This is a genomic window from Escherichia sp. E2562, from assembly GCF_005781075.1.
GTDB lineage: Bacteria > Pseudomonadota > Gammaproteobacteria > Enterobacterales > Enterobacteriaceae > Escherichia.
Genome location: NZ_VATM01000008.1, coordinates 58,846 through 73,430, shown reverse-complemented (window position 1 = coordinate 73,430; position 14,585 = coordinate 58,846). Strand labels below are relative to the sequence as shown.

Here is a 14,585-nt window from a genome sequence, read left to right as displayed (position 1 = left end):
TGTGGTGCAGAAAAAAGCAAATAGCGCACCTGTTTGGGTATAATCGCGCCCATGCTTTTTCGCCAGAGAATCGTTATGCGCATCCTTCACACTTCAGACTGGCATCTCGGCCAGAACTTCTACAGTAAAAGCCGCGAAGCTGAGCATCAGGCTTTTCTTGACTGGCTGCTGGAGACAGCACAAACCCATCAGGTGGATGCGATTATTGTTGCAGGTGATGTTTTCGATACCGGCTCACCGCCCAGTTACGCCCGCACGTTATACAACCGTTTTGTTGTCAATTTACAGCAAACTGGCTGTCATCTGGTGGTACTGGCGGGAAACCATGATTCGGTCGCCACACTGAATGAATCGCGCGATATCATGGCGTTCCTCAATACTACCGTGGTCGCCAGCGCCGGACATGCGCCGCAAATCTTGCCTCGTCGCGACGGGACGCCAGGCGCAGTGCTGTGCCCCATTCCTTTTTTACGCCCGCGTGACATTATTACCAGCCAGGCGGGACTTAACGGTATTGAAAAACAGCAGCATTTGCTGGCAGCTATTACTGATTATTATCAACAACACTATGCCGATGCCTGCAAGCTGCGCGGCGATCAGCCTCTGCCCATCATCGCCACGGGACATTTAACGACCGTGGGTGCCAGTAAAAGTGACGCCGTGCGTGACATCTATATTGGCACGCTGGACGCGTTTCCGGCACAAAACTTTCCGCCAGCCGACTACATCGCGCTCGGGCATATTCACCGCGCGCAGATTATTGGCGGCATGGAACATGTTCGCTATTGCGGCTCCCCCATTCCACTGAGTTTTGATGAATGCGGTAAGAGTAAATATGTCCATCTGGTGACATTTTCAAACGGCAAATTAGAGAGCGTGGAAAATCTGAACGTACCGGTAACGCAACCCATGGCGGTGCTGAAAGGCGATCTGGCGTCGATTACCGAACAGCTGGAACAGTGGCGCGATGTATCACAAGAGCCACCTGTCTGGCTGGATATCGAAATCACTACCGATGAGTATCTGCATGATATTCAGCGCAAAATCCAGGCATTAACCGAATCATTACCTGTCGAAGTATTGCTGGTACGCCGGAGTCGTGAACAACGCGAGCGTGTGTTAGCCAGCCAACAGCGTGAAACCCTCAGCGAACTCAGCGTCGAAGAGGTGTTCAATCGCCGTCTGGCACTGGAAGAACTGGATGAATCGCAGCAGCAACGTCTACAGAATCTTTTCGCCACGACGTTGCAGACCCTCGCCGGAGAACACGAAGCATGAAAATTCTCAGCCTGCGCCTGAAAAACCTGAACTCATTAAAAGGCGAATGGAAGATTGATTTCACCCGCGAGCCGTTCGCCAGCAACGGGCTGTTTGCCATTACCGGCCCAACAGGTGCTGGAAAAACGACCCTACTCGATGCCATTTGTCTGGCGCTGTATCACGAAACCCCGCGCCTCTCTAACGTTTCGCAATCACAAAATGATCTCATGACCCGCGATACCGCCGAATGTCTGGCGGAAGTGGAATTTGAAGTGAAAGGTGAAGCGTATCGCGCGTTCTGGAGCCAGAATCGGGCGCGTAACCAGCCGGACGGTAATTTGCAGGTGCCACGCGTAGAGCTGGCGCGCTGCGCAGACGGCAAAATTCTCGCCGACAAAGTGAAAGATAAGCTGGAACTGACGGCGACGTTAACCGGGCTTGATTACGGGCGCTTCACCCGTTCGATGCTGCTTTCACAAGGGCAATTTGCTGCCTTCCTGAATGCCAAACCAAAAGAACGCGCGGAATTGCTCGAGGAGTTAACCGGCACCGAAATCTACGGGCAAATCTCCGCAATGGTTTTTGAACAGCATAAATCGGCCCGTACTGAGCTGGAGAAACTGCAAGCGCAGGCCAGCGGCGTTGCGTTATTAGCGCCAGAACAGCTGCAATCGCTTACAGATAGTTTGCAGGTACTCACTGACGAAGAGAAACGGTTACTCACTGCGCAGCAGCAAGAACAACAATCACTTAACTGGTTAACGCGTAAGGACGAGTTGCAGCAGGAAGCCAGTCGCCGTCAGCAGGCACTGCAACAGGCGTTAGCCGAGGAAGAAAAAGCACAACCGCAACTGGCGGCCCTCAGCCTGGCGCAACCGGCACGAAATCTTCGTCCGCACTGGGAACGCATCGCAGAACACAGCGCGGCGCTGGCGCATACTCGCCAGCAGATTGAAGAAGTAAATACTCGCTTACAGAGCACAATGGCGCTTCGTGCGAGCATTCGCTACCACGCGGCGAAGCAGTCAGCAGAATTACAGCAGCAGCAACAAAGCCTGAATGCCTGGTTACAGGAACACGATCGCTTCCGTCAGTGGAACAACGAACTGGCAGGTTGGCGTGCGCAGTTCTCCCAACAAACCAGCGATCGCGAGCATCTGCGGCAATGGCAGCAACAGTTAACCCATTCTGAGCAAAAACTTAATGCGCTTGCGGCGATCACGTTGACGTTAACCGCCGATGAAGTTGCTAGCGCCCAGGCGCAATATGCTGAGCAACGCCCACTGCGTCAACGCCTGGTTGCGCTGCATGGGCAGATTGTTCCCCAACAAAAACGTCTGGCGCAGTTACAGGTCGCTATCCAGAATGTCACTCTGGAACAGACGCAACGTAATGCCGCACTTAACGAAATGCGCCAGCGTTATAAAGAAAAGACGCAGCAACTTGCCGATGTCAAAACCATTTGCGAGCAGGAAGCTCGCATTAAAACGCTGGAAGCCCAGCGCGCGCAGTTACAGGCAGGTCAGCCTTGTCCACTTTGTGGTTCCACCAGCCACCCGGCGGTCGAGGCGTATCAGGCGCTGGAACCGGGCGTTAATCAGGCCCGGCTATTAACGCTGGAAAACGAAGTGAAAAAGCTCGGCGAAGAAGGCGCGGCGCTGCGCGGGCAACTGGATGCATTAACGAAGCAGCTTCAGCGTGATGAAAACGAAGCGCAAAGCCTCCGGCAAGATGAGCAAGCACTTACTCAACAATGGCAAGCCGTCACGGCCAGCCTCAATATCACCTTGCAGCCACAGGACGATATTCAACCGTGGCTAGATGCACAAGATGAGCACGAACGCCAGCTGCGGTTACTCAGCCAACGGTATGAATTACAAGGTCAGATTGCCGCGCATAATCAGCAAATTATCCAGTATCAACAGCAAATTGAACAACGCCAGCAGCAACTCTTAACAGCATTGGTGGGTTATGCACTGACATTGCCACAGGAAGATGAAGAAGAGAGCTGGTTGGCGACACGTCAGCAAGAAGCGCAGAGCTGGCAGCAACGCCAGAACGAATTAACCGCGCTGCAAAACCGTATTCAGCAGCTGACGCCGATTCTGGAAACGTTGCCGCAAAATGATGAACTCCCGCACAGCGAAGAAACTGTGGCGCTGGAAAACTGGCGGCAAGTTCACGAACAATGCCTCGCGTTGCAAAGCCAGCAGCAAACGTTGCAGCAACAGGAGGTTCTGGCAGCGCAAAGTCTGCAAAAAGTTCAGGCGCAGTTTGACACCGCGCTACAGGACAGCATTTTTGACGATCAGCAGGCATTTCTTGCGGCGTTAATGGATGAGCAGACGCTAACTCAGCTGGAACAGCTGAAACAGAATCTGGAAAACCAGCGTCGTCAGGCACAAGCGCTGGCCACTCAGACAGCTGAAACACTGGCACAGCATCAGCAACACCGACCTGGCGGACTGGATCTCACGGTGACGGTGGAACAGATTCAGCAAGAGTTAGCGCAAACTCACCAAAAGTTGCGTGAAAACACCACTCGCCAGGGGGAAATTCGCCAGCAGCTGAAGCAGGATGCAGACAACCGTCAGCAACAACAAACCTTAATGCTGCAAATTGCACAGACGACGCAGCAGGTTGAGGACTGGGGATATCTTAATTCGCTGATTGGCTCCAAAGAGGGCGATAAATTCCGTAAATTCGCTCAGGGGCTGACGCTGGACAATCTGGTCCATCTGGCTAACCAGCAACTTACCCGGCTGCACGGTCGCTACCTGTTACAGCGTAAAGCCAGCGAGGCGCTGGAGGTCGAAGTTGTCGATACCTGGCAGGCAGATGCGGTACGCGATACCCGTACGCTTTCCGGCGGCGAAAGTTTCCTCGTGAGCCTGGCGCTGGCGCTGGCGCTTTCGGATCTGGTCAGCCATAAAACGCGTATTGACTCGCTGTTCCTCGATGAAGGTTTCGGCACGCTGGATAGCGAAACGCTGGATACCGCCCTTGACGCACTGGATGCCCTGAACGCCAGTGGTAAAACCATCGGGGTGATTAGCCACGTTGAAGCGATGAAAGAGCGTATTCCGGTGCAGATTAAAGTGAAGAAGATCAACGGACTGGGCTACAGTAAACTGGAAAGCGCGTTTGCGGTGAAATAACTATTCAGCAGGATAATGAATACAGAGGGGCGAATTATCTCTTGGCCCGGATGGTCGTTATCCTGCAAGCTATCACTTTATTGGCTACGGTGATTCGTAGCTGCTCTGTTGGTTGTGATGGTGGTATGAAAAAAGTTATTTTATCTTTGGCACTCGGCACATTTGGCCTGGGGATGGCTGAATTTGGCATTATGGGGGTGCTCACGGAGCTGGCGCATAATGTGGGAATTTCGATTCCAGCCGCCGGGCATATGATTTCGTATTATGCGCTGGGGGTGGTGGTCGGTGCGCCAATAATCGCGCTTTTTTCCAGTCGCTACTCACTCAAACATATCTTGTTGTTTCTGGTGGCGTTGTGCGTCATTGGCAACGCCATGTTCACGCTCTCTTCGTCTTACCTGATGCTCGCCATTGGTCGCCTGGTATCCGGCTTTCCGCATGGCGCATTTTTTGGCGTCGGAGCGATCGTGTTATCGAAAATTATCCAACCCGGCAAAGTCACCGCCGCCGTGGCGGGTATGGTTTCCGGGATGACGGTCGCCAATTTGCTGGGCATTCCGCTGGGAACGTATTTAAGTCAGGAATTTAGCTGGCGTTACACCTTTTTATTGATCGCTGTTTTTAATATTGCGGTGATGGCATCGGTCTATTTTTGGGTACCGGATATTCGCGACGAGGCGAAAGGAAAGCTGCGCGAACAATTTCACTTTTTGCGCAGCCCGGCCCCGTGGTTAATTTTTGCCGCCACGATGTTTGGCAACGCAGGTGTGTTTGCCTGGTTTAGTTACGTTAAACCTTACATGATGTTTATTTCCGGTTTTTCGGAAACGGCGATGACCTTCATTATGATGCTGGTCGGACTGGGGATGGTGCTGGGGAATATGCTAAGTGGCCGGATTTCTGGACGTTACTCGCCGCTACGCATTGCGGCAGTGACTGACTTTATTATTGTACTGGCACTGTTGATGCTCTTTTTCTTCGGCGGCATGAAAACAACGTCGCTTATTTTTGCTTTTATATGTTGCGCGGGATTATTTGCCCTTTCAGCACCGCTGCAAATATTGTTACTGCAGAATGCCAAAGGTGGGGAGTTATTAGGTGCCGCGGGTGGGCAAATAGCGTTTAACCTCGGTAGCGCCGTGGGTGCTTATTGCGGCGGGATGATGCTGACGCTGGGGCTGGCGTATAATTACGTGGCGTTACCTGCCGCCCTGCTCTCGTTTGCTGCGATGTCCTCATTGCTGCTGTATGGTCGCTATAAGCGCCAGCAAGTAGCGGAGAGTCCGGTGCTGGCGAAACCACTGGGGTAGGTTGCAGTCACAGTGCACGTTACTTGTTGCCGGATGCGGCGCGAGCGCCTTATCCGGCCTACGGCTGCTTATTTTGTAGGCCTGATAAGACGCGGTAAGCGTCGCATCAGGCATCTGAGCAGGGTGCCGGATGCGGCACGAGCGCCTTATCCGGCCTACGGCTGCTCATTTTGTAGGCCTGATAAGACGCGCCAGTATCGCATCAGGCATCTGAGCACGGTGCCGGATGCGGCGCGAGCGCCTTATCCGGCCTACGGCTGCTTATTTTGTAGGCCTGATAAGACGCGACAAGCGTCGCATCAGGCATGATGCACCAATTGCCTGGGTTTTTTACTCTTGTGGCCATAACCATGCGGCGCCGCGTACGCCGCTCGAATCACCATGTTTCGCCTTACGTACCGGCGTTTCACATTCTCCACCGAAGACAAATTGTTTAATCAACGGCGGAACCGTTTGATATAAACGGTCAACATTGCTCATCCCTCCGCCCAGGACAATCACATCCGGGTCGAGAATATTCACCACATGCGCCAGCGACTTCGCCAGTCGTAGCTCATAACGACGTAATGCCAGCTCGGCAACCGGATCGCTTTCTTCAACGAGACGAATAATTTCACTGCCTTTCAGTGCATGTCCGCTTAAACGACGATAATCTGTGGCAAATCCGGTACCCGAAATAAAGGTTTCAATACAGCCTTGTTTACCGCAATAACAAGGGACTTCCTCGCGATAACGCAGTTCGTCTTCGTCCATCCACGGTAGCGGATTGTGTCCCCACTCGCCTGCCGTGCCATTGCCGCCGATATGCGCCCGCCCATTGAATGCCACGCCCGCGCCGCATCCCGTGCCGATAATCACAGCAAATACCGTCTGCGCTCCCGCTGCCGCGCCATCTACCGCTTCCGAAACCGCCAGACAGTTGGCGTCATTTGCCAACCGCACTTCCCGCTGCAACCGCGCGCTTAAGTCTTTATCGAATGGTTGACCATTAAGCCAGGTTGAATTGGCATTTTTCACCACGCCGGTATAGGGTGAAATCGAGCCGGGGATCCCCATCCCCACTGTTCCACGCTGCCCCGTCGCCTGCTCCGCCATCTCTACCAGCGTGGCGATCGTTTCTATGGTCTTGCGGTAATCATCACGCGGCGTGGGCAGACGATGACGGTACAACTGCTCCCCTGCATCGCCCAGTGCAATCACTTCAGTTTTGGTGCCGCCTAAATCGATACCTATACGCACGGTACTCTCCTTATTTTTTTCAATATCAATAGCGTAGAGACGGACAACCGGATTGGCAATGCAAGGCTGCCGACAATTCGTTATCATGCCCGCTAAATTTAACGACAAGGCCGTGGAAATTATCATGCTGTGGTTCAAAAATTTAATGGTTTACCGTCTTAGCCGCGAGGTTTCGCTGCGTGCAGAAGAGATGGAAAAACAGCTAGCCTCGATGGCATTTACCCCATGCGGCAGCCAGGATATGGCGAAGATGGGCTGGGTTCCTCCGATGGGATCACACAGCGATGCGTTAACGCACGTTGCCAATGGTCAAATTGTTATCTGCGCGCGCAAAGAAGAAAAAATCCTCCCGTCTCCGGTGATTAAACAGGCGCTGGAAGCGAAAATCGCCAAACTGGAAGCGGAACAGGCGCGTAAGCTGAAGAAAACCGAAAAAGATTCGCTGAAAGATGAAGTGTTGCACTCTCTGCTGCCTCGCGCCTTCAGCCGTTTCAGCCAAACCATGATGTGGATCGACACGGTGAACGGTTTGATCATGGTGGACTGCGCCAGCGCCAAAAAAGCGGAAGATACGCTGGCACTGCTGCGTAAAAGCCTGGGGTCGTTACCGGTTGTGCCATTGAGCATGGAAAACCCGATTGAACTGACGCTGACCGAATGGGTACGCTCCGGCAGCGCGGCACAGGGCTTCCAGCTGCTTGATGAAGCCGAGCTGAAATCGCTGCTGGAAGATGGCGGCGTGATCCGCGCGAAGAAACAAGATCTGACCAGCGAAGAGATCACCAATCACATTGAAGCCGGAAAAGTGGTGACTAAACTGGCGCTCGACTGGCAGCAACGCGTTCAGTTTGTGATGTGCGACGATGGTTCGCTCAAGCGCCTGAAGTTCTGCGACGAGCTGCGCGATCAAAACGAAGATATCGACCGCGAAGATTTTGCCCAGCGTTTTGACGCCGATTTCATCCTGATGACCGGCGAACTGGCAGCGTTAATTCAAAACCTGATCGAAGGATTGGGCGGCGAAGCGCAACGTTAATAGCTGGTTTGCCTTCAATGCCGGATGCGACGCCTCGGTGCGTCTTATCCGGCGTACGAAGCCATGCCAGGCATTAATCTAATCATTCGCTACGTCGGATGATGATTTTTAACGCTGCAATATTGTGTGTTTTACGCCGTAACTGATCTAACCGCCTCGTCCCGATTCGCCTGTCGGCAGCACGCAGAATATTCACTAACCCCCACTTATCACTGGCAAACTGTTTCGTTAACAGCTCCGCTTTCGGTGTATCAATATATTCACGCAATAAATTAGAAATTGAACAAATATCCGTCAGGTAAGGATACCAGCAAGTTTCGCCGTGAAAATTTCGCACCCCATGATTACCCGCGACAAAATCTTTTGGGTAATCCCAGATAACATCTTGATCCAGAGTGATCCAGTAACGCGGCAAATCGGTGCTTCCACCATTTTGGCTGCGCATTGGATAACGGGTACAGTGAATTTGCAGATTGATGGTCGGCGTCAGTAAATCAGAGATTTCCCGCTGTAATTTACTCCAGGGCCGTGACCTCATTTTAATTCCTCAAGCTTATTGCGCGCTTCACTACGAATTTGCCGTGTCGATCCGGTTTTAACTAATTCACGTAATTGTTGTGGATCAGGATGATCGGCAAATAACAGTAATGACGGATCCTCTTTTAACCACGCCGTTTTCACCTCAGCAGGCAGTTGCGGATTGGCAATCGCTCCCTGACGATCCTGCGGTGTAACCAATGCTGTGAATGCAGAAGTCGGCGTATGCGCATTAATCAACGCCGTTTTACGTAATTGTTCATGCCGACTTTGCAGTAATGCCAGCCAAAACTCATCATCAGGCTTATCTGTCAGCTTATCCAGCTCGATTAAAATAACGCTATCATCATCATTCCAGCGACGTAATCCTCTATCACACTGCCTACGATTACTATTTGTCATGTCTGTAACAGACAGCGCCCAGTCAGAATTAAAGCGATATTGCTTATCAAGACGGGCAATAATCTCTGAGGGTAAATCATTTTTATCAAATAACTGATTGCGCATCCGGTAACGATATTCAGCCGGTAAATCAGGTAGCAAATCGATGGCGTCATTGAGCATTGCTTCATCTACTATGCCATTATCAATCAGTTCCAGTTGTATATCATACGCCTGCTCCTGATCCTCTTGCCGTTTGCTCATCATTAATTGCAATGTGCGCTGCCACAATTTTTTCTTGTATTCCAACGGCAGCAGTTTATCGTGTGCTAATTCATTCCAGACAGCGGGGTTATCATGATGTGTCAGGAGATAGTTAATCACTTCAGTTGACGTCAGATAACGCGCACCTTCACGTAAATATTGTATATCTTCTTTTGCCAGCGACAGTTGGCGCGCTTCAGGTAAAGCAATAAATAATGCCATAACGATATTTTTATGGTCTTTATTATCGAGATACATTTGATCTGCAATACGTTCAATATCGGGAATACTCATGTTTGCAGAAAGCCGCGTAACTTTTAGTTCCGCAAGGGCATGAGCTACGGCTTCACGGACCTTAATTGATTGATCGTTACTCAGCGCCACGGCTTGTCGTGTAGTCAAATCGGCACCAGCAATTCGTTCGCGTAGTTCATCATCATCGCTATTTATCAGTTCATCCACCACAGATGTTGGCGCCAGCCACGCGTAATCGTACTGGCAGACTAACGTCTTACGCACAATCGGAAACGGACTCTGACTTAATAGGGCAATGAGTTCCGGAGAAAGATTATCCTGTCTGGCCTGCTCGAGTTGGACGCTCTCGACAGGCGTCGACATTAATTTTTCATTCACTTCTGGTGAAATATCGCTGTTTTTAATCAGTCCTTTCGCCACTGCCTGGTCTTTAATAAAAGGCGCGGTGAGTAAATGCATTTGCCTGGCGGGCCAACGCTGCGCCATATATTCTCGTGTCTGGTCATCAGGATGCTGTAGCAATTGCAGCATAACATCAGTTGGTAGACTCTCCATGCGAGTCAGAAAACGCGCCACCAGCGGATCTTCATGCTTAACGTTGCCAGCCGCAAATTTTTCGACCTTGCCCTGTTCAATCCACTGCAATTTTTCACTTAACCCCGATACAGGTTTATCGCGAAACAACGGCAATCCCTGGACAATACTGGCCGCTACGCTGTCATAATCAGGATAGGCATTTAAAACATTGTCGGTTTCAATTTCAGTAATCCCATAGAGATCGGGCTCAAACAGCGAATACGCTTTTCGAATATTCGCATCCCAGTCATAATTTTCATTGCTGGTATCTTCGTTGATATAAAACTCAGCGTTATTAACCTCAAATTGCGTCGCCTTGTCTGAAACAATAATTCCGCGAGCCGTAATACCTTTCATTACTTCAAAGTTATGATCATTATAATCAGCATAGACTAAACCTTTCGCTTGCATCTCACCTTTGACGTATGCGAAATCATGATTAATAAAGTTATCGACAATCACATTGCCCAACACAATGAGTTGACCATCACCTGCCGAATAATCATCATAATCACCATTAATGGTTAAATCTCCCTTGACCACCAGGGTATGCTTATTACTAAAATTGCTGGGTATTGATAAATCTCCATTATGATAATACCAACGAATGTTATTTTTGAGCATATAAGAGGCTTCCATACTATCATCGGTTTCCTCTTTAACTCCATTACGTTCTTCTGCGGTCATGATATGGAAATCTGACTTAATAAGATCATCGCTCGTGATCCACTTTGCAGCGTAAACATTTTCGGTGGCAATAAATACAACCATACAGATGATCAATATTTTTATTTTATTCATAATCTTCACTGATATTAATATCAACCTTGATAGATTATGAATATATCGAAAATAGAAAAATTAGCAGCAATGGAGGTTTTATTATTCGTGAAATAAGGAATATTTCAGAAAAATGCCCTCCCATTCAGACGGGAAGGCGCGATATTACAGATAGCGGCACAAATAGGAGGTCGGTTCGGCAACTTGCAGATGGAACTCGCTGTGGCCGGGAACATTAAATACTTCACCAGCTTCATACACGTGCCAGTCGGTAGCGCCAGGCAGCAAAACATTCAGCGCCCCGCTGACCACCGTCATCTCTTCGGGTTCCGCAGTACTGAACGTGTATTCACCTTCAACCATCACACCGACGCTGGCGCGACCAGTATCGCTGCTGGTAAAGCCGATCGATTTCACTTTTCCGGAAAAGTATTCGTTACTTTGAAGCATAAACTGGCCCTGTCAGGTGGTTTAACATCTTCTTCACTATAGGGGCCAAAGGTGCTAACTGTCACGTAAAATTACACCAGCAATTCCGCCGCCAGCCTGGCAATCAATACGTTAGAGAGCAAAACAGGTACATCGAGCTTTTTTTGCAGTAAATCGCGATGACGCTGATTAAATCCTAAACAATCCAGCATGATGACATCCGCGCCATTCGCCAGCAATTCTTTCCCGGCATCAACGATTTTCTGTTCAGAATCATGAATGGGATTTCCCAGCGAGAATAGTGGTGTTCTCTGCAAAATTTGCCATTTTTGCGCCTGAACGGCCAAAAGCTCTTCTACTGGAACAATAACACCGACCTGGTGACCTTCAACAATGGAGGAAACCAAGGGTGGGAGAATGCGCAAAGGTTCGAGGAAGATCGTATTTCGCGCTGTCATATTGCTAATGTTGGCCGTACTCATTAGCAAAATAACGTCATAATCCTGATTATCGAGTACCTCAATCACGCTTTGTAGATCACGCTCCACTTTACGGCGTGAAACGTGGGCCAGCTGGTTGTCATTTAATAATGTAAGAATAGTTTCTTCGCCTGCTTCTGGCGCATACTCCGCCATCACCTCTTCGCGGCTTAATTTCCCCAGCAGGCTATGATGGGAAATATTATTTTCGTCAATGTACTCCGTCAGAAGCGGCAAAACTTCATGCATTGGTACAATGCCGATGGTCAGAATCGCCAACGACGCGCTCATTGTCTTCCACCTTTCTTTTTCGTCGTTAATTACCGGGCAAATACTAAGCACCACAGCGGGCGCTTGCCGATGCTACAAATGCAAAAAAGCGTAGCAGCAGACGCGCACGGCATAATGTAAAGATTCCCAATAGTTCCAGTAATGGATTGTTATTGTTTAATATTCTAATTATTTGAAAAACATGAATTGTGAAAAGTGTGATGCAGGTCCGTTGCAATAGCACTCAGAGTCCCTTCCGAGCAGTCTGATGCGGTCACTCTTTATCAGGATCCTCATAGCGTTTTTTAGCATCCATCGCCTCCTGGGCCGTAGGATGTTCGCTGATCAAAGAGTCTGGTTTGGGATGATCGGCTCGCAGCTGATACCAGGTCACAGTCTGTCCTTGCTGGCCTTTTTCTACCGTAACAATTCTGGCTTCTCGGGGATAAGGCGGTTTCGTTGGCATTGTTCTTCCTTATTTCACGGGATGAACATTAAGTATAGGTGCCAGGACAATGACAGTTTGCCGTTTGTGCCAAAGCGGTTCGAATTTCAGAGATCACCTGACTGGGTTCGTTGTTAGCATCGACGATAATATGCGCAACTTCACGATATAATGCATCGCGTTCTTCCAGCACTTCCTGAACTTCTTCACTTAACGGTTTTCCTGTGAGTGTTGGCCGTAAATCCTCTTCTGGCGCTGCTTGCAGACGATTTACCAGCACTGACACCGGCGCGCACAAGTAAACCACAATCCCGTTATTACGCATGTAGTGGCGATTAAATTCCGTAAGAATAATACCGCCGCCCGTCGCGATAACGGTGGATGGTGCAGTTACTGCTTCCAGAGCGGCGCTCTCCCTCGCGCGAAATCCTGCCCACTCTTCCCTTTCGACGATCTCTGCTACCGTCATATTGAGTTGTGATTGCAACCATTGGTCGGTATCAACAAACCGACAGTTGAGCGAATCGGCAAGGGCCATTCCGACCGTTGTTTTACCACAGCCCCGAGGCCCGATCAGAAAAAGAGGTTGTGTCATCGTGGGTTTTCCCCAAAAGGTCGCAATGCGGCGAAAGCCGGTTTCGTAAGAATAACGATCATACCATCAAACTAGTACAATTTCGATTGTAAAGAAATAATTCCACTTAAGGAGCGAACTTCAATACATTCCTTACTATATCAAGAAATGAGCGAGAAAGAAGTGTAAATAATATATTACATTTACGAACGGTTACGTTGAACTTCCAGCCACCATTTTTCAAGTTCAGCCGCAAATGCCTGGCGGTCACGTTGCGAAAGGCTATCTGGTCCTCCGGTCTGGATCCCGCTGGCTCGTAGGGTATCCATAAAATCGCGCATCGTCAGACGTTCACGAATAGTCGCAGGTGTGTACCGTTCGCCACGCGGATTAAGTGCTGCCGCGCCTTTCTCGATGGCTTCAGCAGCCAAAGGAATATCTGCGGTTATGACCAAATCGCCCGCCTCACACTGACGTACAATTTCATTATCAGCCACGTCAAAACCTGCCGCGACGCGCAGCGTGCGAATAAACCGCGATGGCGGCACGCGTAAACTCTGATTTGCCACCAACACCAGCGGCATCTGCATACGTTCTGCCGCGCGATACAGAATCTCTTTAATTACATTGGGACACGCATCGGCGTCCACCCATATTGTCATAAGGCTATCCTCTGTTGGGTAATCCTCTATTGTGTCGCGCTTTTGCCTTCCGGCATAGTTCTGTTTATGCTTCTGACCAGGCGCTTTTCAAAATAATGAATTCACGGCAGGAGTGTGCAATGGAAAAGAAAATCGGTTTTATTGGCTGCGGCAATATGGGAAAAGCCATTCTCGGCGGTCTGATTGCCAGCGGTCAGGTCCTTCCAGGGCAAATCTGGGTGTATACCCCCTCCCCGGATAAAGTTGCCGCCTTACATGAACAGTTTGGTATCAACGCCGCAGAATCGGCACAGGAAGTGGCGCAAATCACCGATATCGTCTTTGCTGCCGTCAAACCGGGCATCATGATTAAAGTCCTTAGCGAAATCACTTCCAGCCTGAATAAAGACTCTCTGGTGGTTTCTATCGCCGCAGGCGTTACGCTCGACCAACTTGCCCGGGCGCTGGGTCACGACCGGAAAATTATTCGCGCCATGCCGAACACCCCCGCGTTGGTCAACGCCGGGATGACATCCGTAACGCCAAACGCGTTGGTCACTCCCGAAGATACTGCCGATGTGCTGAATATTTTCCGCTGCTTTGGCGAGGCGGAAGTCATTGCTGAGCCGATGATCCACCCAGTGGTTGGCGTGAGCGGTTCTTCGCCAGCCTATGTCTTTATGTTTATCGAAGCGATGGCCGACGCCGCCGTGCTGGGCGGGATGCCACGCGCGCAGGCTTATAAGTTTGCCGCCCAGGCGGTAATGGGTTCCGCGAAAATGGTGCTGGAAACCGGCGAACATCCGGGCGCCTTGAAAGATATGGTCTGCTCACCAGGAGGCACAACCATTGAAGCGGTACGCGTTCTGGAAGAGAAAGGATTCCGTTCCGCGGTGATCGAAGCGATGACGAAGTGTATGGAAAAATCAGAAAAACTCAGCAAGTCCTGAT

At 50.2% G+C, this 14,585-nt stretch carries 13 protein-coding genes; 5 read left to right on the top strand and 8 right to left on the bottom strand.

The features are described from left to right. Positions 1–75: 75 nt before the first annotated feature. The 3 genes from sbcD (at position 76) to araJ (ending at position 5,728) form a co-directional block, all read left to right on the top strand. Entirely contained in the window at positions 76–1,278 is a 1,203-nt protein-coding gene (gene sbcD, locus FEK43_RS13480; protein WP_130206213.1) for an exonuclease subunit SbcD, read from the top strand. Next, a complete protein-coding gene (gene sbcC, locus FEK43_RS13475) occupies positions 1,275–4,418 on the top strand; it encodes an exonuclease subunit SbcC (RefSeq protein WP_138158590.1) in 3,144 nt (1,047 codons plus the stop codon). The genes sbcD and sbcC overlap by 4 nt, the downstream gene beginning before the upstream one ends. Positions 4,419–4,543: 125 nt before the next feature. Then, the gene (araJ, locus tag FEK43_RS13470) at positions 4,544–5,728 is read left to right on the top strand and encodes an MFS transporter AraJ (RefSeq protein ID WP_130206209.1); all 1,185 of its coding nucleotides are present in this window, start codon (positions 4,544–4,546) and stop codon (positions 5,726–5,728) included. A gap of 330 nt (positions 5,729–6,058) precedes the next feature. On the opposite strand, the gene mak is transcribed toward araJ, so the two are convergent. Further along, positions 6,059–6,967 carry a fructokinase gene (gene mak / locus FEK43_RS13465; RefSeq protein WP_135406143.1) on the bottom strand — a complete coding sequence of 303 codons (909 nt, stop codon included), beginning with the start codon at positions 6,965–6,967 and terminating at the stop codon, positions 6,059–6,061. Positions 6,968–7,091: 124 nt separating this feature from the next. Here mak and rdgC point away from each other — a divergent pair, with 124 nt between their 5' ends. Further along, positions 7,092–8,003 carry a recombination-associated protein RdgC gene (gene rdgC / locus FEK43_RS13460; RefSeq protein ID WP_135406142.1) on the top strand — a complete coding sequence of 304 codons (912 nt, stop codon included), beginning with the start codon at positions 7,092–7,094 and terminating at the stop codon, positions 8,001–8,003. 82 nt (positions 8,004–8,085) lie between these two features. Here rdgC and FEK43_RS13455 read toward each other — a convergent pair whose 3' ends face one another. The 7 genes from FEK43_RS13455 to FEK43_RS13425 form a co-directional block, all read right to left on the bottom strand. Beyond that, positions 8,086–8,541: a hypothetical protein gene (locus FEK43_RS13455; RefSeq protein WP_135406141.1), complete on the bottom strand. Its 456-nt coding sequence runs from the start codon at positions 8,539–8,541 to the stop codon at positions 8,086–8,088. After that, complete coding sequence (locus FEK43_RS13450; protein WP_138158588.1) at positions 8,538–10,817, bottom strand: DUF2773 domain-containing protein; 2,280 nt, start codon at positions 10,815–10,817, stop codon at positions 8,538–8,540. Before FEK43_RS13450 ends, FEK43_RS13455 begins: the two co-directional genes overlap by 4 nt. A gap of 144 nt (positions 10,818–10,961) precedes the next feature. Next, positions 10,962–11,246, bottom strand: coding sequence for a pyrimidine/purine nucleoside phosphorylase (gene ppnP / locus FEK43_RS13445; RefSeq protein ID WP_135406140.1), 285 nt, complete (start codon positions 11,244–11,246; stop codon positions 10,962–10,964). A 71-nt stretch (positions 11,247–11,317) separates the two neighbouring features. After that, the gene (locus tag FEK43_RS13440) at positions 11,318–11,995 is read right to left on the bottom strand and encodes an AroM family protein (protein ID WP_130206197.1); all 678 of its coding nucleotides are present in this window, start codon (positions 11,993–11,995) and stop codon (positions 11,318–11,320) included. A gap of 253 nt (positions 11,996–12,248) precedes the next feature. After that, the gene (yaiA, locus tag FEK43_RS13435) at positions 12,249–12,440 is read right to left on the bottom strand and encodes a protein YaiA (protein WP_130206195.1); all 192 of its coding nucleotides are present in this window, start codon (positions 12,438–12,440) and stop codon (positions 12,249–12,251) included. A 28-nt stretch (positions 12,441–12,468) separates the two neighbouring features. After that, positions 12,469–13,014, bottom strand: coding sequence for a shikimate kinase AroL (gene aroL, locus FEK43_RS13430; RefSeq protein ID WP_130223263.1), 546 nt, complete (start codon positions 13,012–13,014; stop codon positions 12,469–12,471). Between the two features lie 182 nt (positions 13,015–13,196). Continuing rightward, positions 13,197–13,655, bottom strand: coding sequence for a YaiI/YqxD family protein (locus FEK43_RS13425; RefSeq protein ID WP_130223265.1), 459 nt, complete (start codon positions 13,653–13,655; stop codon positions 13,197–13,199). Positions 13,656–13,774: 119 nt separating this feature from the next. On the opposite strand from FEK43_RS13425, the gene proC reads away from it, so the two are divergent. Beyond that, the gene (proC, locus tag FEK43_RS13420) at positions 13,775–14,584 is read left to right on the top strand and encodes a pyrroline-5-carboxylate reductase (protein WP_130206189.1); all 810 of its coding nucleotides are present in this window, start codon (positions 13,775–13,777) and stop codon (positions 14,582–14,584) included. Position 14,585: the final 1 nt, after the last annotated feature.